This window comes from Pedobacter gandavensis, assembly GCF_032678745.1.
GTDB classification, from domain to species: Bacteria; Bacteroidota; Bacteroidia; order Sphingobacteriales; family Sphingobacteriaceae; genus Pedobacter; species Pedobacter gandavensis_C.
On the sequence record NZ_JAVTST010000001.1, the window covers coordinates 193211 to 215680 of the forward strand.

The window sequence follows — 22470 nt, forward strand, 5'->3', positions numbered from 1 at the left end:
AGATGAGGAAGATAAATTTTAGCCTGGTTTGTATCGGGCTTATAGCCCTCTGCAATGGAATGCAGGCCTCAGCACAGGAGTCCCAGAAATCACTGAACCAATTTTTAAAGCAGTTAAATGGCGCCTTAACCTGTTCTCTAAAAGAATTCAATGGCACTGAACTGCGCGCAGAAAAAGTGTTCCATGGCAATTCGTTACATACAAAAACAGGTGATTGGCGATTGCAGGTTCAGGCAGCTCCGGTTTCAGGACGTTCGGAAGTCATGGAACTTGCTACTTCATTTCAGCTCCATAACGGTACGGCTAAAGCCTCTGCTGTTTCAGTCTCTTTTGATTTTAGCAACTGGAATCCTAAAAACTATGTGCTGGTGCCTGCTTCGGTGTATAACGGAAACCGTTACCGCTCCATCGGAAATAGTTACGATCCTCCATATCCTATGGATATGTATTATAATCCCAAAGTTCCATTAACTATTTCCAATAACCCCCGACTTTCTAATCTGGAAGGAGAAGCTTCCTTAATTGAACTGCAAACCGGAAATGCAGCCACGCCAGCCATGTGTTTCTTTTCAGAAAAGGAAAAGAAAGGATTTATTGTATTGACAACGCAGCAGAGTAGAGTCGGCAATAACGGATTAACGATTAGGGAGAATAAAAGAAAAGATAGCGCCGCTTTCAGCATCACTGCACCTGCTGTTCGGAAATTGGCTGCAGGATTTGGTGATTTTCATTTGAGTAATGATGTAGCTCCAGATTGGAAAGCCGGTGATGAGCTGAACCTGGTATTTAGGATCTATGTTTTCAATGCTTCGAATATTCCAGATGTGTTAAAGAAATTTATGGAGGTCCGCAAGGAGCTTTCCGGAACTAACAACCCAAGGAATATTTTACCCATGAGTAAATTATTCGAAGCCGCTACAGCAATATGTAAAGGGAATTTTATTGAAGTTCCTGCAGGTGCTTATTATATGCCCGAAAACAATAGAGATTTTCAACTGGGATGGGTGAGTGGCATGATGAATACCTACCCAATGTTGGCCCTTAACGATAAGATAGAACGGGAAAGAGTGAGTAGAGAACTGGATTTTGTGGTCGAGAAACTACAAGGGAAAAGCGGATATTTTTATGGCGGAATTACAGCCGATGGTGTCTTAAGACCGGAGAAGATGAACGCAAACTTTAAACCTGTTCAGGCTATGGTCAGGAAGAATGCGGATGTGTTGTTATGGCTGATGAAACATATCCAATTGTTAAAAGCACAGGGCTATGCTAGCAACGTTAAAGCAACATGGGAAAATGCCGCAGAAAAGCTGGCGGCAGCCTTTGTTCGCAACTGGAAAAAGGATGGAGAATTCGGGCAGTTTATCGCTCCGGAAACCGGAGAAATTGCGGTCTTTAATTCCACGGCTGGTGCGATTGTCCCTGCAGGTCTGGCCATGGCTTCCGATTATTTTAAAAACAAAGAATGGATGAAAGTGGCTCAGGAGGCAGCCAGGTTTTATTACAAACGTGATGTAGAAAGTCAAGGTTTAACAGGTGGCCATTGTGGTGACATCTCGCAGGATGCGGACTCCGAATCTGCATTTGGTTTTTTGGAATCCCTGATGGCATTGTACTATTATACAGGGCAGAAAGAATGGCTGGATAAAGCCGAAGTTCAGGCTGCATTAGGTTCTAGCTGGACATTTTCCTACGATCCGGTATTTCCCGAAAACAGTGCGATCGGGAAGCTGAAAAGTAATATGGCAGGCGCGATATGGGCAAGCATCCAGAACAAACATGCCGCTCCTGGGATTTGTACCGCTTCGGGTGATTACCTCTTTAAATTATTCCGCGCTACAGGTAAAATTGGTTATGCTGATTTGATCAGAGACATCCAGCATGCACATGCAGAAGCGGTCAATATGCCAGGGCACCCCACCACTAACGGTCAGATGGGTTCTTCTATGGAAAGGATTCAGCTGAGTGATGCGGAAGGTAAAAATAGCATAGGAAATTACATAAATACACGTAATTCCTGGACAGAAACCAATGGGATGTTGATGGCTTTGGAATTGCCTGGCATTTACCTGAATACGGATCAGCAAAAGCTCTATGTTTTTGACCATGTAAAGGCAGAGATTCAGTCTGCAAATTCAGCTGGAACAATTATTCAGCTGAGCAATCCAACTATGTATGATGCAGAGGTATCGCTGATGGCGGAATCAGAAAACCAGGCTAAAAAGCCATTGGATTATACTGCATTTTTAAAATGGCCGAAAGTAAAATTGAAAGCTGGAGAATCTCTGAAAATTCGGGTTAAATCAAACACTGAAATTAGTATCTTATGACAGCATAAATAGTACTAATGCTCGCCTAAATACAACCAAATATAAATGCAATAACACAGCTAAAAATGAACACAAACGAATTTTCAAGAAGACACTTTTTAAAGCAAAGCATGCTGTTATCTGCAGCGGCAGCGCTGAGTCCGGGACTGCTCATGGGGATGGGTAAAGGAGATATTAAATTTGCCAGTCCTAATGAAAGGGTAAACCTTGCAGGGATCGGAATAGGAAACCGGGGCGCAGAGATCATCATCGATTTATATAAAACCGGACTGGTAAATATTGTTGCCCTCTGCGATGTTGATATGGGAGCGGCACAAACATTGGCGATTCTTAAGCAATTCCCTAATGTGCCACGTTTTAAGGATTTCAGACAGATGTTGGACCAGATGGGCAATCAGATTGATGCGGTAACAGTTGGTGTACCTGATTTCTCCCATTTCCCGATCACGATGATGGCGATGGGCTTAGGGAAACATGTATATGTAGAAAAACCAATGGCCCGTACTTTCAATGAAGTAGAGCTGATGATGAAAGCGGCTAAAAAATACAATAAGGTAGTGACGCAAATGGGTAATCAGGGACATTCTGAAGCCAATTATTTCCAGTTTAAAACATGGAAAGAAGCGGGTATCATTAAGGATGTAACCTCCATCACGGCCCACATGAATTCCCCAAGGCGTTGGCATGGCTGGGACATCAACATCAAATCTTTCCCTGCTGCCCAGACTTTACCGGATAGCCTGGATTGGGATCTATGGCAAATGGCCACAACAGGCCATCAGTACAACAAAGATTTCGTGAACGGACAATGGCGCTGCTGGTATGATTTTGGAATGGGGGCTTTAGGCGATTGGGGCGCACATATTCTGGATACCGCACACGAATTCCTGGATTTGGGTTTACCTTATCAGATCAATCCGGTTTTACAGGGACATAATGATTTCTTTTTCCCAACCTCTTCTACTTTGGCCTTTAAATTTCCTAAGAGAGGAGCGATGCCTGCATTAGATGTGAACTGGTACGATGGTATTAATAATTTACCACCCATTCCAAAAGGATATGGCGTTTCTGGTTTAGATCCGAATATCCCGCCACCAAGCACAGGTGTAATTGCCCCTGCAAAATTAAACCCAGGAAAGATTATCTATAGCAAAGAGCTTACTTTTAAAGGAGGTTCGCATGGCAGCACCTTATCAATTATTCCCGAAGAAAAAGCAATGGCAATGGCGATGGCCAAATCGCTTCCGGAAGTTCCACTGAGTCCTTCCAACCATTTCAAGAATTTCATTCAGGCTTGTAAAGGAGAAGAAAAAGCAAGGTCACCATTTGCAATAGCAGGTCCATTGAGTCAGGTATTCTGCTTAGGAGTACTCGCACAAAAGCTAAATACAAATCTGGAATTTGACCGTAAAAGAAAAGTAATCACCAACAATAAAACGGCCAATGGATTATTGACTGGTCCGCCGCCGCGTAAAGGTTGGGAACAATATTATAAAGTATAATCAATTGACCAAAAGTGTAAGGAATTGATTACACTGAGAGTTTACAGTGAAATATAGAGCAGTACCTGAACAGGTACTGCTCTTTTTGCTTCTAAGCATATTCGATTCCAAGCGGACTGCTGATTTTGTCCTGCTTTTTTCAAAGTATAATCCAGTCATTTCCCTAGATTCTCCATTCCATATCCCTTTCCGGTACTATATTTTTGGTATTTCAATAGTGTTTCAAAACCTATTCAAACTAACCTATACCAACCTAACTAATCAATGAAACTAAAAGTGTTTGGCTTGTTCACTTTGGTAAGTATTTACCTGAGTCCTCAAACAAGTTTTGCTCAAAAGCAAAATCCAAAAATTGCAAAAAAAATTGTAGACACTGCCTATCAGAATCAGGAGGTCATTCTTAGTATTAAGGATATGGACAACCTGACCTTACTGGATAGCGTTAGAGCAGTAATCGGGATACAAACAAAATATACCTATGGGGGGATTGCAATTTTTGAAAACATTGGAAAAGACTCTGTAGTCCTGCTGAGTAAACCTGGATATTATGGATTAGTGAAAAAACTGAATAAGGGGACGATCTCCGTGTTTCTCCAAAAAAGCACGATACCCACTGATGGTTCTATAGTCAGCACAGGTTTGTATAACAGACCAGGTACTTTGTTCTCAGGAGCTGCGGTTACTGTAAGCGGAGAAGATCTACGCAAAGTAAATGTCAATAACTTATTTGATGCCTTAAAATATTATGTACCATCGCTTGTGGTATCCAGAGATAATCGCAATGGTGGAAATCCCAATGCCCTTCCGAACATCAGCTTAAGGGGAGCAAGTACTTTTCCTTATGCGGCTGCAGTTTCTTCTAGCGGAACACCAAAATCAGGAGTTCAACAAAGTCCTTCTTCAGGAGACTTCGTTGCATCCAACATATTTTCAGCAGGAAGTCCGGTTATCCTGATGGACGGGAATCAGGTGAGTCTGCAAACGGCACTGGATTTTGACATCAGCAGGGTTCACAGTGTTACTGTGCTCAAAGATGCATCTGCGACTGCCAGTTATGGGATGAGGGGAGGGAACGGTGTCCTGTTGATTCAAACCATAAAACCTCAAAGAGGACTTTTAAATGTAGGGATTACATCAGAACTGCAAATTGCTTCAGCTGATATTTCCTCTTATAAAGTGTTGAATGCCAAAGAGAAATTGGATATCGAAAATAGGGCAGGACTATACGCGGGCAATTTAAATTCTCTTTATCAGCAGCGATATGACCAGGCTCATCATAAAGGAGTAAATACCAATTGGCTGGAACTGCCTTTACGTAAGGGGATTGGAATGAGACATTCCCTGAACCTGTCTGGTGGGAATGATGACATGGTCTATAATGTAACCGCTGCTTACAATGATAAACAGGGGAGTATGAAAGGATCCTATAGAAAGACCACTGAACTGGGGGCTTACTTTGGTGCTCGTTTCAAATCATTTTCTTTCAACAATCAATTTTCTTACCTCTCTGCAAATGCGGCAAATTCAGCCTATGGTTCCTATAATACCTATGTGAAACAGAATCCCTATTGGAGTCCTTACGATGCGGAAACGGGTAAGTTTCAAAAGATTTTAGGCTCAGATACAGTTGGCGGGGTCATCAGCAATTATATGAATCCGGCATACAATACAAGTCTGGCAACCACTGATGCTGCTAAATATTCCAGAATTGCGAATGTGACCAATATGAATCTGGTATTGACCAATAATCTGCAGTTGAATGGTATTGCAAGCCTGAGTAACCAGTCTGATGAATTTGATTACTTCCTGCCTCCTAATCATACTACGTTTGCTAATGTCCCAATTGATAGTTTATTTACCAGAGGTCTGTATAAATACACTTCAAATTCCTTCTTTAATGTAGAGGCTGGACTTCGTTTACAATACCACAATAAGTTTGGTTTGCATGAAGTTTTCGGAACAGCCGGTCAGACTTTCATCCAAACCTCCAGTGAATCTACTGGAATAAGCGTTTCAGGATTCAATGTTGACCGATTGGCGGATATGTCATTTGGTAATGGCTATTCCACTTTAAAGCCTGCTGCAGGAAAAATCGTAACGCGTTATGCATCCAGCTATGCCAACTTCGTTTACAGTTATGCGGGGCGTTACCAGTTAGATTTATCCGGAGCAAATGATTTACATTCTGCGATTGCTCAAAATACCAGTGCTAAATTCTGGGCTGTTGGAGCCTCCTGGAATGTACATGAGGAAAGTTTCCTCCAGGATACAAAATGGATTAATCGTTTAAAATTAAGGGGAAGTATTGGCCAGACCGGCAACCAGTATTTTTTGTCTTATCTGAATAGAACCACGTATAACTATTATACCAACCTGCAATACATCGCTCTTGGGGCTGGAACGACCGGAACATTGGGACGAGCTTTAGGTGCTTATTTAACGGGTTATGGCAATAGTAAATTACAGTCACCACAAACTTTCAAACAGAATATAGGTCTGGATATCTCCTTGTTCAACAGATGGTCACTGAGTTTTGATCTCTATCAACAGAAAACTTCGAAACTGGTATTTCCGGAGGTGCTTGCAGCTTCAACCGGCTTGAGTAAATTCCCTCCTTATCAAAACGCTGGTAGCCTTGAAAATAGGGGAGCAGAATTTAATGTGATGGGCGTATTGTATAAATCGCCGGGTAATAACCTCAGCTGGAGCATCAATCTGAACGGTCTTTGGAACAAAGATAAGGTAACAGAACTTTCCCCTTATTTACTGGCTTTAAATGCTGAACGGGATGCCAAAGGCGATCAGACCAGATTACAGTCACAGTATTTAAAAGGATATTCACCTACTTCAATCTGGGCGGTGCCTTCCCTGGGAATTGATCCGGTAAGCGGAAAAGAGATTTTCATGAAGAAGGATGGTTCCAGTACAACGATTTGGGACGTAAATGATAAAGTTCTGGCAGGAGATCTGTCTCCGGCTTTACAGGGATCATTTGGTACAGACCTTAGTTTTAAGCAGTTTTCAGCGGGTATCTATTTCAGCTACCAGTTGGGTGCCAGTGTGTACAATCAAACTTTGGTGGATCGAATTGAGAATGCCGATCTCCTTTATAATGTTGACCGCCGTGCCTACCAGCAGCGCTGGACTCAGCCAAATGGCACCGACTTCCTATATAAGCCGCTCTCCCCAAATGGATTGCTTACTGACCCAACATATGTGACCACCAGGATGGTAGAAAAGGATAACAGGCTGCAATGTGCTTCCATTATGTTCGGCTATGCCTTGCCTAAAACTTTGGCGAAACGAATTAATGCGAAAAATCTGTCGCTAAAATGTATCCTGAACAACGCCTTCGAATTGGGTGGCGCAGAGATGGAACGTGGAATTTATTATCCCTTCCAGCGCTATTATGCCTTCTCCCTTAATGCAAATTTTTAAATGCTAAAAAATACTTTCATGCAAGTTTTAAGAATGAAAATAATAGCTGCAGCAGGATTGTTTTTACTGCTGAGTACAGGGTCCTGTAAAAAATGGATCAATGATACCCCGGAACCTTTACAAGTGGACGACTCCATCATTTTTGCTAAGGAACAAGGTTTTCGTGAAGTCTTAAATGGAGTGTACCTGCAAATGGGTGCAAAATCACTTTATGGAAGAGACCTAACCGTTGGCGTTTTGTCGGTCCTGGGAAGAAGTTATGACCTAAATGTGAACCCATCATCCGACAACCTGTATAACCAGACTGCGTTATATAACCTACAGGATCCAGGTCTGAAAAATTACGCTTCCGACCTCTGGACTAAAATGTATCAGGCCATTTCCAATCTGAATAATCTGCTCTTGAATATAGAAAAAAGGAAGGAGATGTTTACCGGCAATAATTACCAGACTTTCAAAGGAGAGGCCTTGGCACTCAGAGCTTATTTGCATTTTGATTTGCTGCGGTTATTTGCTGCAGCCCCGGCTTCAGGAACATTAACTGCTACAGGAATTCCTTATGTAACTACTGTAGGTACCAGTCAAACACCAGTTAGTAACCTTGATCAGGTGATGGAACAATGTATCGGAGATTTGAAAACTGCCGAAAGTCTGTTGAATCCATCAGAAGCCAGTACGGTTCAAATTAATCACTGGGCGGTCAAAGCCTTGTTATCCAGGTTGTATTTGTATAAAAATGACCAGGAGAATGCGCAAAAATACGCCTACGAAGTCATCAATAGTAAAAGGTTTATACTGGCTAAAAATAATACGGATTTGCTTTTTATCAAGGAGAGTTTATTTGGCTTATTGGTACAACAGAATGGCCCGCTTCATAAAACAGTGTTTGGCGAGCAGGTTAACCTGGGATTTTCGAGCATAGCTCAAACCGAATTATATGTGGCAGGAAGCGGATCAACGGTAGACTGGCGAAAATCATTTGTCGATCCTTTAACCGGTTTTGCGAATGGACCACTTTATATGCCGAAGAAGTTTTTCCCCCTGGGTGCTAAATCTGCTTTTCCAATGATCCGTCTTACAGAAATGTATTACATCGCAGCTGAATGTGCAGTGAACAATAGGGACTCGCTTACTGCGACCGCATTACTGGACTCGGTAAGGGTTCATCGAAATCTACAGAAATACAGCCTTTCGGCATTGAAGAGAGACAGTCTGAAGGTTGAAATCGGCAAAGAATACCTGAAAGAATTTATGGGTGAGGGACAGTCGTTCTTCTATTTCAAAAGGAAAAATATCCCATTCGCTTCCTTGCCATTTACCAGAATCCCGGTAGTCGGAAATGCAACGTATGTGTTTGTGAAGCCAGAATAATTTTAACTAAACATTGGATTTCAAAAATAGTTCGATACACCACAAGATGAACAGCAGTTATAAAATATTAAACAATAGATACCTTCCTAAAGGAGTTTTATTCTTTCTCCTGATGAATTTAGTGTCAACAGTACTTTTTGCCCAAAACATCACCCTTAAAGGTACGGTGAAAGATGAAAAAGGAGAGTCTATACCCGGCGCAATTGTACAGCAAATGGGAGCTAATAATGTCACCCAAACCAAAGCTGATGGAAGTTTTGAATTGAAGAACGTTACCCCAAAAGCAACCATACGGGTTTCATTTGTCAGCTATAAAGCCGCTTACATTACATTAAACCCTGGACAGCATACGATCTCCGTGATTTTGAAAAGTTCTACGACAACTTTAGCGGAAGTAACGGTAAATACCGGTTTATACAAGAGGCCGGTCGGGAATTTTACCGGATCTGCAAAAGCGTATACCGGGGAGGAATTGAAAACGGTGAATCCACGAAATGTGATGCAGGCTCTGGCAGTTCTTGATCCCTCGGTGAGGTTAAGTGAAAACAATATTCTGGGAAGTGATCCCAATCAATTGCCAGTTATTCAGATTCGTGGACAGAACAATTTTCCGGTGTCCAGTCAAAACGGGACTTCTGCAACACCGGTATCGAATGGGGATATGATGTCCAGTTATCTGGCTAACCCTAACGAACCCCTGATCATTTTAGATGGATTTCAGACCACCATGCAGACCATCTATGATATGGATATTAATCTGATCGCTAACATTACCGTATTAAAAGATGCCGCTGCAACGGTTGCTTACGGTTCAAAAGCCGCAAATGGTGTAATTGTGGTCGAGACCAAGCAACCCCTTGCCGGTAAAATCAGGGCCAGTTATGCCGTGAATTTTAATATTGAACTGCCTGATTTATCTTCCTATAATTTAATGGATGCTGCCGGATTACTAGAAGCCCAACGCCTGTCGGGTATGTACAATGATGAAAATCAGTTCATCGATATCGGAAAAAAACAATGGTACGGTTATCGTTTAGACCAGGTAAAAAGAGGCGTGAATACCTATTGGCCTTCACAACCATTGCAAGTAGGTTTTGGCGTAAACCATAGTTTGTCTTTAACCGGTGGAGCAGGCGCATTGCGCTATGGACTGAGTTTGGGATACAATGATTCGGAAGGGGTGATGAAAGAATCAGGCCGCAAACGTTATTCTCTAAATTATAACCTTTCTTATACGGTTAAAAAATTGCGTTTTGATAACCGCATTTCCCTCGGTTATTCCAAAGGAAACAACACCTCCTGGGGAAGTTTCTCCAGTTACACGCAGCAGTTTCCCTATTTCAGGCATAAAGATGATTCGGGGAATTTAATTAAGCTATTAGAGCCTTACAATAATGAATTGGGCTTCGATATACCTGCACCGGGTGGATCGTTTACCAATCCGATGTACAATTCTACCTTAAATACCAGGAGTTATGCCGCTACTTTAAATATAACGAACAACACCAACGCGGAATGGGCGATTTCAGATAATTTTCAAATCAGAGGAAGTTTAGGCTGGACCAGAAATATGCCTAATTCCGAGACCTTCTACCCGGCAGACCATACCACATTTGTAGGTTCTCTTTCTCCATTCCCGGAATTAGGTAGCTATTCACAGATGAAAGGAACCAACAATGTAATTGATGGTAAAATTAATGCGAATTACAACAAACGATTTGGCCGACATACCTTATTAGCGTCTCTGGGAGGTTCCTTGCAAAGCACTTCCAGTACCAGTACTCAGATTGGAGTGGTGGGAATTCCAAATGATTATCTGGACGAATTAGGGATGGCAAATGGGTTTGGGATTTCAAACCGTAAGCCGGTTTCACAGAAAAACCTATCCAAGAGTTTGTCTAACTATTTGAGTTTGAGTTATAATTATGCGGACCGCTATACGGCTGAATTTACCATCAACCAAAGTGGTTCTTCTCAGTTCGGTACCAACAATAAAATGGCCCCGTTTTATGGAGGAGGGCTAGCCTGGAACATTACAAAGGAAAACTTCTTCAAGCCCAACCGCTTTATTCAATCTGCAAAATTAAGGGCAAGTATGGGGATTACCGGTAATCAGAACTTTTCGCCCGGGATGTCGCAGCAGATCTATCAGTACAGCTTTACCAATAATTATCGTTTGCAGCTAGGCGCTTTGTTAGGTAACTATGCCAATCCCGATCTGAAATGGCAGCAAACATTGAAGAAAAACTTAGGCTTATCATTGGGCTTATTGGATGGGAAATTAAATGCTTCTGTAGAATTATACCAGGAAACTACCGATAATCTGATTTTACCCTTAGATGTGGCGCCTTCTACAGGTTTTGTAAACTACCAGGATAACCTGGGGGGAACTAAAAATGAGGGCTACGAATTGGTGATTTCAGCACCGATTATAAAAAATGCGGCAAAGAATATATTCTGGACGATGAGTTTTAATACCGGACATTACAATAGTGTAATTACCAGGTTATCGCCAGCAATTGATGCCATTAATAAAGCCAATAACAGTACTAATGATCCAAAGATTTCTCAAAAATCACCATTGCCACGCTTTGTAGTCGGAGAATCCATGACCAGAATCTGGGCGGTTCCTTCCTTAGGGATCGATCCGGCCACCGGGAAGGAAGTATTTGAGAAATTGGACGGTAGCCGGACTTTTACCTGGGATGCACTGGATAAACGACCAATTGGAGATGCCAATAGTAAATTCAAAGGCGGACTGTCATCCAACTTTACCTATAAGAATTTTGTGCTGAATTTCAACCTGGTTTACCAGTTTGGTGGCTATATGTATAACCAAACCCTGGTGGATAAGGTGGAGAATGTAAATCTATTAATTGCGAATGCTGATCAGCGGGTATTGACTGACCGTTGGAAACAACCAGGTGACCATGCTTCCTTTAAATCATTAGTAACAAAAGGGGATAGTGGTTTACAACAGACCTTAGCCACCTCTCGTTTTGTACAAAAAAATGATTTTCTGGACATTTCCAGCATCACCGTTGGGTATAATTTTCCTGCAAACCTAAAATGGGTTAAAGCATCGCATCTTTCTGCACCACGTATCATGGTGACTCAAAATAATTTTGCCCGTTTGGGTACCATTAGAGTAGAAAGAGGTACGGGCTATCCCTTTACCAGAAGTTTCAGTTTTGGCTTATCCACTAATTTCTAATGCTATGTTTTCTAATATGAATAATCAGACCGTTCTGCAAAAAAATACCGCTCGCACTTTGTTGACTTACAGCTGTGTTGTATTGTTTTCATTTTCCTTATTAGCCATTAGCGGCTGTGGGAAATTCCTGGACTTACCACCAAGAGATAAATTCCCGCAAGAGACCTTGTTTAGCGATGAACAAGGATTTATGGATGCCCTGACGGGTGTTTATCTGGGGATGGACAAAGCAAATAATGGTCCGACACAGGGACTATACACCGAAGATTTAACGGTTGGGATGCTTTCGGTAATGGGCTATAACTATACAAATGCCACTACCTCAACGGCAAAAAATGGTTTTTATGCAAATACCTCCCGATACAACTATACAGATGGGATTGTAAAAACAGAAATTGAAGGGATCTGGAGTGGGATGTATAATAATATTGCCAATTTAAATAACCTGCTGATCCATATAGAAGGTAAGCGTGGCGTCTTTAGCCGCGATAACTATAACCGGCTAAAAGGAGAGGCTTTGGCACTCAGGGCATTGTTTCACTTTGATCTGGCCCGTTTATTTGGCCAGTCGCCGGTAACAGGTGCCAACCAAAAATCAATCCCTTATATCACTAAGTTTAACATTCAGCCAACTGCTTTTGTCACCTTAAATGTGGCTTTGGATTCCTGCATCTCGGATCTTCAAAAAGCAAAATCTTTGTTGGCGCAAACGGATACTTCTGCTATAAAAAAGGGTTCGTACGATTTATTCAGTTCTTATACACAAAATCATATGAATTATTGGGCTACACAGGCGTTATTGGCCAGAGCCTATCAGTATAAAGGTGATTTTGTGAATGCAAAAGCCAATGCTGCGGCAGTAATTGCAAGTGGGAAATTTCCCCTGGTTACAGAGAATCTAGCGAATTCGGGAAAGATAACCAGAGATCGTTTATTTTCTCAGGAGTTGGTGTTTTCTGTATACAGCACAACTTTAACCACGATAAACACCGGGCTGTTTGATTTACAGACCGCTGCGCTTCAACTGGCTGCCACAAATAAGAACGCCCTCTATACCGGCAATACCGGGAGTGTTAATGATTATCGGCTTTTATCCTGGTTTGATAACAATACTGCTGGGTTAAATGTGCCTTCTAAGCTGTTTCAGGATAAGGGTTTACCTTATGTGTTGCAAAATATTATGCCCATTCTACGCATCTCCGAAATGTATTACATCGCTGCAGAATCTTCAGGGATGGAAGGTAATATTGGTACAGGGCTGTCTTTCCTGAATAAGGTAAGAACGAGCAGAGGCTTAAGCGAATTAATGCTAACCACCATTACCGACGAGGCTACACTGTCTAATGAGATCATGAAAGAGTATAAGAAGGAATTCATTCAGGAAGGCCAGACTTTCTTCTATTATAAACGCCTCAATAAAGATCTGGCAGCGGTAACAGGGACTACGGTTATTGTACCTCAGGGAGCCTACGTTTTTCCAGTTCCGGATAAGGAAGTAGAATACAATCATTAATTCATTAAATATCAGAAAAGCATGAAACCATATCCCGCATATTTATTCTTCCTTGTCTTTATCCCATTTTTTATGGGATGCGAAAAACAACCGCAATTGTTTGAGGAAAGTGATGGCCTTTATTTTGGCACAGCTAGTCCTAACTTTTATTATTCATTCGCAAAATTTCCCCGTAAGCTGATCGATACCATTCAGATTCCGATCAATGTTTTTGGAAATGCGGCAGGTACTGAACGCGCGATCTCTATTGAAAACATAAAGTCAGCGGAATTTGAAGCAGTAGAGGGGGTACATTTCAAATTGTTATCGGATGTAAAAATACCGGCAAACGCTTTTAAAGCAACGGTACCGGTAGCGGTGTACCGTACACCTGAACTGGAAACAAAAGGTTTGAAATTTAAACTGGCCATCAATAAAAACGCAGCTTTCCCGGGAACAGGAATTACCAGTCAACAGGAAGTTACCGTAAATCTGACTTATATACAGCAACCAGCCAGCTGGGGCACTTTAACAGGAAACCCTTTTGCAGGATATTCAGCCAATTTTGGATCCTGGACAAAAACCAAGTATAAGCTGATTCTGGATGCTTTATACGATCCATTGACTGGGACAACCGTAACAGAGTTTCCAGAAGGTAATCGTTTTACAGGCCAGCATCCGGTGGCATACGATCATTATGTAGCTATTGTAAGAAATTATATACGCCTGAATTATCCGGGCAATTATGGTGGAGTGGGGGCTAGTATAAAAGACCCAGATGCCAATAACCAGCCTGTACAAGTTGGACCTTCAAATTATTAGTGATCATATGAAACACATGAAAAAAAATATAAAGCTATTCCTGACTTCGATTCTAATAACCCTATTGATGATGGGTTGCTATAAGGATAAGGGAAATTATGAATATCAGGATCCAAATGTGGTAAATATTGCAGTGGATCTTGATCAGGTAGACCGGAATGTTTTCATTACCGCCGATTCGATTGACCTTAACCAGAATGATAGTCTGAAAGTAAAGCTTAAACTGAGCCAGACGATCGGTACAGCTTCCGGGTTTGACTACCAATGGATGGTAACCCAGGCAGAAGCTTCTATTGGCAATCCAGGTCAATTTGTAATTGGCAATACGGAGGAGTTAAAGACCAAAATTACTTTAGGCCCTAATTTGTACAGGTTAGTTGTACAGCTTAAGGATAAAAAAACAGGTGTTTCTTTATACAAGCATTTTGCAATGAATGTTTCAGCAGCACCTTGGGGTAATGAAGGCTGGTTGGTATTACAGGAAGAAGCAGCTAGTGATGCTTCCGATCTGTCCGTGATCACCACAAGAGATGGCGCCCAAAAAGGGAAAGTCTACCATAATGTATATTCGGCCTTTAACCAGCATAAACTACCAAAGGGTACTTATAAAGTGAATGTGGTCAATTACGCTACGCCAATGCGGATACAAAAGGTTTCCTTTTTTTACCCGAATGGCGGTCTGGAAGTTAGAAGTACAGATTTTGCTGATTCTGCCAAAGCAGAAAACTGGTATGTTGCTAAACCCGGAATCATTAATTTTCAGTTGAATAGTGCTGCCGGGGTGGCAGCTGGTGGCTGGGAATACCTGATCAATAACCATCAGATTTCTTACCGTCAGGTATCTGCTGTTTCCATCAAATTACCTCCTCTGTATTTTAACCCGCCTTTTTTTGGAAGTTTTAGTTTAAGTCCTTTTGTGATCAATTCGTCCAATAGTGATGGCTATTTTACCCTGTATGATCAAGCGAACCATTGCTTTTTAATGCTTCGCGCCGACAATGGAACTTTCGTCCCTTCCTTACCTGATGTTCCCAACAAGCATTTTGCCAATTATACCGGGACTGCTGCAAACTTACATCCGACCACTGGTTCAGGTTTTGACTTAAACAATATGAAGCATAATTTGATTTATGCGGAAAATGTAGAGCCTCTAAGCACATCGAATGGTTACTGGAATACCTTTTTCAGGAACAATAACAGCGATAGTACTTACCTGGTACAGTTTCCAAGAGGAATAGCCTATTTGAATAATTTCAAAACAGGACGATATTTCCTTAAAGAGTCGAGTTGTCCGGGTATTAACACGGCCAGTTTATTCGCCTGTCCAACCTATTTACCGCTACCAGGAGGCGCATTTTATTATGTGAATAAAAACAGCGTTTACACCTGCAAGGTAAATACGCTATCGGGTTCCAGTGCCGCACCAGGATTGACCTTTCCTTCCGGTACCCTGATCAAAGTCATGAAAATATTTAAGTCCGGATATGTTCCAGCGTCTTTCCCATCAACAGAAGGGAAAGTATTGGTCATAGCTACAGATGAAAGCGCCAGTGGAGGAGGACATAAGGTCTATTTCTTTAATCTGAATTCAACAGGCGATATCATTGGTTCCGCGGCAAATCCAGCCGATCTATATACCGGTTTTGAGAAGATCACAGATGTTGCATTCAAAAAAGCATTGGGTCGATAAAGCATAAACAACACACACAAAATAAAACCTATTCATTAAAATTATCACCATCAATAAAGTAAAAATTTATGAAGTTAAAATTTGTTCCTTTCCTTTTTGCACTATTTGCATATGAGACAGGCCTTGCGCAGGATTCTGCTGCAGTGAAGAAACCGGCAATTGCTAAATTGAAAGCTTATAATGAGATCATTTCGGGAAAAGCTATTTCCAAATCAGGCCTGTTTAAGGTGCATAAAGTGGACGATAAGTATTACTTTGAAATTCCTGATTCTTTGTTGAGCCGTGAATTTTTATTTACCACACGTTTATCTAAAGTGGCTACGGGTAGTCCAAGATTTGGTGGAGAAATCATGAATGCGATGATCGTCACTTTCGAAAAAGCACCAAATGATAAATTGTTTGTACGTGCGGTTACCAACGTTGCACAGAGTAATGAGACGGATATGATTTCTCGTGCTTTAAGAAATGCAACGATTGATCCGATCATCATGGTGTTGGACTTGAAAACAAAAGGCAAGGATAATAAATCATCAGTGGTGGAATTCGGAGATTTTTTCCTGAAAGACAACCTGATTTCAGGCTTTAATCCTGAAATGAAGAAACAAATGGGCACAAGCGCTCCGGCAGCAGATAGGTCCATGATCCTGTCAATGAATGCTTATCCTGAAAATATTGAGATTAAATCTCTGAAAACATATGGCATGGGAGCCGGCCCTGCGAAACCTGCAGAGGATGGCGAGGCAGCACCAGCAGCATCTGCAAGCGTAGGTGTAACTTTTGAAATTAGCAACTCTGTAATGGTGATGCCTAAAAGTCAAATGGCGGTACAGGTTTCTGATCCTAGAGTAGGTTATGCTTCAGGGAGTTATCAGGTGTTTTCTGATGCACAGCAACAGGTTGATGTGAAGCGTTTTATTGTTAAAAACAGACTGGAAGTTAAACCGCAGGATCTTGCCCGTTATAAAGCAGGAGCGTTGGTGGAGCCAAAAGAACCTATCGTATATTATATTGATCCGGCAACGCCGAAACAATGGAGAAAATATATCATTTCCGGTATTACCGATTGGAATGAAGCCTTTAAAGCAGCTGGTTTTAAAAACGCGATTGTCGCTAAAGAATGGCCTGAGCATGATGAGTCGATGAATCTGGAAGATGCACGTTATAGAGTAGTGCGTTATTTCCCTTCAGCGACGCCATTTAGCTCAAGCCTTAAACTGAGCGATCCACGTACAGGTGAAATCCTGCAATCCTACCTGGGATGGTCACATAGTCAGATCAAAACCCTGCACGACTGGTATATGGTCCAGGCAGGAGCTGCAGATCCAAACGGCAGGACGATGAAGTTCAGTACAGAATTAATGGGCGACCTGATTCGTGCTCAGATCTCTCGTAACATTGGTTTGACCCTTGGTTTGAGGGAGAACCTGGCGAGCAGTTCTACGATTCCGGTAGCGAAATTGAGAGATAAAAAATGGTTGGAAAAGAATCCTTTTAATCACTCTATTATGGACTTCAATTACTATAACTATGTCGCACAACCGGAAGACAAGATTTCAAGAAAAGGATTGATTCCAGGAATTGGAGATTATGATAAATGGGCCATCAAATGGGGATACACTTATACCGGTGCCAAAGATTTTGAAAGCGATAAAAAGATCCGTTTGAAATGGATCCTTGATAACGTAAAACCTGGTTCCAGTCTGTCGTACGGCACAATTCTGGGTACTAATCCTAGTGATCCTATTAATCCAAATGTACAATGGGAAGATTTAGGAGATGATCCGGTTAAAGCAAGTGAATACGGTGTAAAGAATTTAAAGGTAGCCATGGCGAATTTGTTGAAATGGACAACCACCAATGAGGGAACTTATTACAATACCTCAGATCTGTACTATACCATTTGCGATCAGTTTGCTTTTCTGACACGCCATGTGTATTCCACTGTTGGTGGGGTATATGCCACAATAAAGACCGTTGAGGAAGAAGGTGATGTTTACGTGCCGGTTTCTAAGGCCAATCAAAAAGCTGCAGTGGCCTTCCTGAATAAGGAAGTATTCAATACACCTAGCTGGATTTTTGAACCAAACGTGCTGAATAAATTCAGAAAACCTGCGAAGAAAGAACAGTATATGAAAATGCAGGATAATGCATTACTTTATTTAACCAGTTCTGCCCGCCTTTTCAGAATGAATGCGGCCACATTGCGTTATGGAAAAGAACAGGTTTATACTGTTGATGAATTATTCACGGATTTGAACAAAGGTCTTTGGGCTGAGTTGAAAAGCAAGCAGCCAATAGATAGTTACAAACGTATTTTACAAAAAACTGCGGTAGCTTATATGATTAAGTCTGCACAGGAAGGCGATAGACTGCCTGATTTCACGAAGCCCTTTGTAGAAGAATTAACAGGTACAGATGTTCCGGTGATCATCCGTGGACATTTGCAAAACATGATGGATCAATGTAATGCAGCCATTCCGGCTTATACAGACCCAGTAATGATTGCACATTTAAAATATGTATCGGCTAAAATCGGTAACTATTTAGATCAGGATAAAAAATAAGAAACATTTATTAGAACAATAATATATTGGTAATGAGAATGAAATTAATATATGTTGGGTTATTGGCATTATGCTGTAATTCGCTAATGGCGCAACAGGATAAGGGTAAACAGCAGAAAGCTGATTCCCTTAAAACCGGAATCAAGCCCATCAGTTCGATTGTCAACAAAGACACCGAACGCAATATGGGTATGATCAACATTTATAAGAATGGGGAAAAGTATTACTTTGAGATTCCTGACGCCCTCTTAAAGAGAGAGCTATTGGTAACGAATTGGTTGGTGACAGTTCCCGGAGGAAGTCCTAAATACGGAGGGGAGCTGATGAATACCAAGACCATTACTTTTGAAAAAGGATTTTCCGGTAAGATGATGCTGCGCGTGGTGAGTGTAGTTACACAGGCAGACTCTACCAACACCATTTCAAAAGCAGTAGCAAACTCAAACATAAACCCGATTGCCATGGTGTTCGACATTAAGGCCAAAGGAGAAGATGGAAAGAGTTCTGTAATTGATGCAACCGACTTTATGCAAAAGGAAAATTCCTTTACGATGTTGAGTGCGGAGGTAAAATCAAAATTAGCAATTGGTGCTATGGCAGCCGACAGAAGTTATGTGAAAAGTGTAGCCTCATACCCTACAAACGTAGAGTTAAAGATGTTGCGCACTTATTCGGCTACTGCTGCGGTTCCTAAGCCAGGTGCCCCTGCAGCAATCGAAGCCGCAAAAATTGGATCTGCCATTACGATGGAGGTTTCTACCTCTATTTTTCTAATGCCGGAAAAGGCAATGATGCCTCGTCATTTTGACCTTAGGGTAGGTTATTTTGCGAATTCATATCAGCCAATTTCTGATACTCAACAAAACTTTGGTCCTAAATCATTTATCGTGCGCTATCGTCTGGAGCCTAAGGCTGAGGATATGGCTAAATATAAAAGAGGAGAATTGGTAGAGCCCAAAGTACCTATTGTATATTACCTTGATCCGGCCACTCCTAAACAATGGCGTCCGTACCTGATTGCAGGTATTAATGACTGGAATGAGGCTTTTAAAGCAGCAGGATTTAAGAACGCGATTATTGGTAAGGAATGGCCTGAAAATGATCCGACCATGAGTTTAGAAGACGCAAGATATAAAGTGTTACGCTATTTACCTTCGGATGTTCCTAATGCTTATGGACCAAATATCCATGATCCAAGAAGCGGGGAGATCCTGCAGAGTTATATTGGCTGGTACCATAACGTAATGAGTTTAGTACACGATTGGTACATGGTTCAGGCTAGTCCGAGCGACCCTAGAGCCCGTACCATGAAGTTTAGTGATGAACTGATGGGAGAGCTGATCCGTTTTGTATCCTCACATGAGGTGGGGCATACCCTGGGTTTAAGACACAATATGGGCAGCAGCAGCTGTACGCCAGTGGAAAAATTAAGAGATAAGAAATGGGTAGAAGCACATGGACATACCAACTCTATTATGGATTATGCCCGTTTCAATTATGTGGCTCAGCCTGAAGATAGTATCAGTACTGCCGGGATCATGCCGCGCATCAATGATTATGACAAATGGGCCATCAAATGGGGATATGCTTATATCGATGCCAAAGATGACCTGGAGGATAATAAAATTGTTTCTAAATGGGTGACTGATAGCCTGAAAGCAAATCCAAGATTGTGGTTTGGTGGCGAAGGAATGAATTTCGATGCACGTTGTCAGTCTGAAGATTTAGGTGATAACAGTATGAAAGCCAGTGAATACGGGATCAAAAATCTGAAATATGTATTGGCGCATCTTCCGGAATGGACAAAAGAAGACAATGATTTATATCAGAATCAAACAAAAATGTACCTTCAGGTGGCCACTCAGTATGCAAGATATGTAGGTCATGTGGTGAAAAATATTGCCAGTGTTTATGAAACCTACAAAAATCCAGACCAACCTGGAGATGTTTACACTGTTACCCCTATTGAAACACAAAAGGAAGCAGTTGCATTTTTAAATGCACAGGTTTTTGATACACCTAACTGGTTATTGGACCTAAAAATTCTAAATAAAATTGGGAATCCTACTCGTAACGGTGGTGTGCATACGGTACAGGACAGAACCATGCAGCAGTTGTTCAGTGACCGCGTATTCAATACTCTAAATATTACGGAACAGCGTTTTGGTAGAGGCAATGCTTATTCTGTCTCTGAATATTTAGCTGATTTGAAAACAGGGGTATGGAAGGAATTGAAGACGAATACTGCCATTGACATGTACCGTAGAGATGTACAGAAAGCTTATGTAAACAATCTTTTTAGAGCAGTAAAAGAGGCTGAACTTGGAACTAATGCTTTAGGACTATTGTTCGGCGGACCAGGGGCAGAAGAAATGTTGCCATTTACGGTCAACACAGATATCGCTTCTGTTTTAGCTTATCACCTGGAAAACCTGCGGACAGAAATTTTAGCTGCGGCTAAAGTTGCTACAGATGAGGATTCGAAATCACATTTATTATTCGTAGCAAACCGCATCAAAAATGGCTTGAATAAACGTTTTGACGGGAAATAAATTATAATATACACTAGCTACTCCATATTTTGCTGCTTGGCGAAATATGGAGTGCTATATAAAGAAGATCATGAAAAAATTACTGGCATTCTTATTATTGTGCGCATGCTGCGTTTTTGAAGTCCATTCGGCTACAGGAAAGGCGGTGATCAACTGTAAGGTTTATGGTAAATCACAAAGCGGGTTGTTCTTATATCAGTTGAAAGATGGTGATGCCCATAGCCTGGGCTTTCAGCGTCCGGATGAAAATGGAACTTGTAAATTTGTAGTAAATGTAAAAGAAGGGGCATATTTTTTCAGAAAGGCCGGAGGAAAAGGCTCCGGATTTAAGCATGTCATTTATCTGAAAGAAGGGGAGGAGAAAAAAGTTGATTTCTACCTGGGTTCTCTATCTCTTGACTACGACTCTTGTATCATTGAAAAGCCAAATACAGAAACACTGTATTTAAAAGACTATATGGCTGCCTTTAACAAGTACAGTGAGACGGTATGGATTAAAAAGGATCAGTCTTATGCTAAGTATAAGGCTTTTGAGCAATACTCAACCTCATTTTTGCAAAAACACAAGACCAAAAACGTTCATTTCAATCAATGGCTGGTTGATAAAGTAGGAACTGATCTTAAGTATCTATTGGCAGCTAATTACTTTGGTTTTGGACGAAGATTAAATACCAGCTACGACAGCACAGCAAGCGTACAAGACTTTTACAAACCATTATTGAATAAGAATATCATTAACAATCCTGCATTGCTGAATTCGGAAAATGGGATGCAAATGCTCCATTATGTTTTTGCTTTTTGGAAATTTAATAAAGTTAAAAGCGGGAAAGATTTGAACCCTTTCTTTTTTGCTGAAAATACGCCTTTGATAGGTAATGCTGATGTGAAAGTGGTGTATTTGGCAGATCGGATGAAAAATATTACTAAATACGAAGATTTTGTAAGTAATGTACAACCTTATAAAGCATTGTTTGCTTCAGCGGAGATGAAAAAGGCGTATGAGAAGCGTTATGAAGACCTTTATCTCTTTGCTAAAGGAACGCCAGGATATAATTTTGAGCTGAAGGATGTGAATGATAAAATCCACAAATTATCCGACTTCAAAGGTAAAGTGGTGATTATCGATATGTGGGCCATGTGGTGCGCCCCTTGTTTGAAGGAAAAACCGATTATGGGTAAAATTGAACAAGGTTATCACGACAGAAATGATATTGTATTTATTGGGGTATCTGTAGATGGGATCAACAGATCGGATATTTGGAAAGGTTTTGTGAAAAAGAATGGGTTCTCCAGTTTGGAACTGATATCAGATGCCACATCCTCGATCCAGCAGTACTATAAAATTGGTGGTATCCCTCGTTTTTTAGTATTTGATCGTAAAGGAAATATTGTAACCGTAGATGCACCAATGCCTTCCAACCCAGAATTTAAAAAATTAATCGACCGAACGCTGGCAGCTGCCAACTAACAATAGGGCTATGAATCGAATAAAAAA

Annotated in this window: 11 protein-coding genes; all 11 read left to right on the forward strand. The window is 41.2% G+C overall.

What is annotated here, in order from left to right:
- Window positions 1-2: 2 nt before the first annotated feature.
- The 11 genes from R2S10_RS00780 to R2S10_RS00830 all read left to right on the forward strand — a co-directional run bounded on the left by R2S10_RS00780 (window position 3) and on the right by R2S10_RS00830 (window position 22443).
- Window positions 3-2330, forward strand: coding sequence for a hypothetical protein (locus R2S10_RS00780; RefSeq protein ID WP_316838518.1), 2328 nt, complete (start codon window positions 3-5; stop codon window positions 2328-2330).
- A gap of 65 nt (window positions 2331-2395) precedes the next feature.
- Window positions 2396-3832, forward strand: a complete 1437-nt coding sequence (locus R2S10_RS00785) for a Gfo/Idh/MocA family oxidoreductase (RefSeq protein ID WP_316838519.1) — start codon at window positions 2396-2398, stop codon at window positions 3830-3832.
- A 264-nt stretch (window positions 3833-4096) separates the two neighbouring features.
- Window positions 4097-7270 carry a SusC/RagA family TonB-linked outer membrane protein gene (locus tag R2S10_RS00790; protein WP_316838520.1) on the forward strand — a complete coding sequence of 1058 codons (3174 nt, stop codon included), beginning with the start codon at window positions 4097-4099 and terminating at the stop codon, window positions 7268-7270.
- 18 nt (window positions 7271-7288) lie between these two features.
- Window positions 7289-8641, forward strand: a complete 1353-nt coding sequence (locus R2S10_RS00795) for a RagB/SusD family nutrient uptake outer membrane protein (RefSeq protein ID WP_316838521.1) — start codon at window positions 7289-7291, stop codon at window positions 8639-8641.
- Between the two features lie 112 nt (window positions 8642-8753).
- Complete coding sequence (locus R2S10_RS00800; protein WP_316838522.1) at window positions 8754-11855, forward strand: SusC/RagA family TonB-linked outer membrane protein; 3102 nt, start codon at window positions 8754-8756, stop codon at window positions 11853-11855.
- A gap of 16 nt (window positions 11856-11871) precedes the next feature.
- A complete protein-coding gene (locus R2S10_RS00805; protein WP_182952667.1) occupies window positions 11872-13368 on the forward strand; it encodes a RagB/SusD family nutrient uptake outer membrane protein in 1497 nt (498 codons plus the stop codon).
- Between the two features lie 21 nt (window positions 13369-13389).
- Window positions 13390-14169 carry a DUF4843 domain-containing protein gene (locus R2S10_RS00810; protein ID WP_182952668.1) on the forward strand — a complete coding sequence of 260 codons (780 nt, stop codon included), beginning with the start codon at window positions 13390-13392 and terminating at the stop codon, window positions 14167-14169.
- Window positions 14170-14185: 16 nt separating this feature from the next.
- The gene (locus tag R2S10_RS00815; RefSeq protein WP_182952669.1) at window positions 14186-15859 is read left to right on the forward strand and encodes a PKD-like family lipoprotein; all 1674 of its coding nucleotides are present in this window, start codon (window positions 14186-14188) and stop codon (window positions 15857-15859) included.
- A gap of 68 nt (window positions 15860-15927) precedes the next feature.
- The gene (locus tag R2S10_RS00820) at window positions 15928-18423 is read left to right on the forward strand and encodes a zinc-dependent metalloprotease (RefSeq protein ID WP_316838523.1); all 2496 of its coding nucleotides are present in this window, start codon (window positions 15928-15930) and stop codon (window positions 18421-18423) included.
- A gap of 38 nt (window positions 18424-18461) precedes the next feature.
- Window positions 18462-20975 (forward strand): zinc-dependent metalloprotease, encoded by a 2514-nt coding sequence (locus R2S10_RS00825; protein ID WP_316838524.1) that lies wholly within the window; start codon window positions 18462-18464, stop codon window positions 20973-20975.
- 70 nt (window positions 20976-21045) lie between these two features.
- Entirely contained in the window at window positions 21046-22443 is a 1398-nt protein-coding gene (locus R2S10_RS00830; protein ID WP_316838525.1) for a TlpA disulfide reductase family protein, read from the forward strand.
- Window positions 22444-22470 lie beyond the last annotated feature (27 nt).

Coding starts and splice junctions, on each gene's coding strand:
- R2S10_RS00780 (WP_316838518.1), top strand. CDS start 3: ATGAGGAAGATAAATTTTAGCCTGGTTTGTATCGGGCTTATAGCCCTC.
- R2S10_RS00785 (WP_316838519.1), top strand. CDS start 2,396: ATGAACACAAACGAATTTTCAAGAAGACACTTTTTAAAGCAAAGCATG.
- R2S10_RS00790 (WP_316838520.1), top strand. CDS start 4,097: ATGAAACTAAAAGTGTTTGGCTTGTTCACTTTGGTAAGTATTTACCTG.
- R2S10_RS00795 (WP_316838521.1), top strand. CDS start 7,289: ATGCAAGTTTTAAGAATGAAAATAATAGCTGCAGCAGGATTGTTTTTA.
- R2S10_RS00800 (WP_316838522.1), top strand. CDS start 8,754: ATGAATTTAGTGTCAACAGTACTTTTTGCCCAAAACATCACCCTTAAA.
- R2S10_RS00805 (WP_182952667.1), top strand. CDS start 11,872: ATGAATAATCAGACCGTTCTGCAAAAAAATACCGCTCGCACTTTGTTG.
- R2S10_RS00810 (WP_182952668.1), top strand. CDS start 13,390: ATGAAACCATATCCCGCATATTTATTCTTCCTTGTCTTTATCCCATTT.
- R2S10_RS00815 (WP_182952669.1), top strand. CDS start 14,186: ATGAAAAAAAATATAAAGCTATTCCTGACTTCGATTCTAATAACCCTA.
- R2S10_RS00820 (WP_316838523.1), top strand. CDS start 15,928: ATGAAGTTAAAATTTGTTCCTTTCCTTTTTGCACTATTTGCATATGAG.
- R2S10_RS00825 (WP_316838524.1), top strand. CDS start 18,462: ATGAAATTAATATATGTTGGGTTATTGGCATTATGCTGTAATTCGCTA.
- R2S10_RS00830 (WP_316838525.1), top strand. CDS start 21,046: ATGAAAAAATTACTGGCATTCTTATTATTGTGCGCATGCTGCGTTTTT.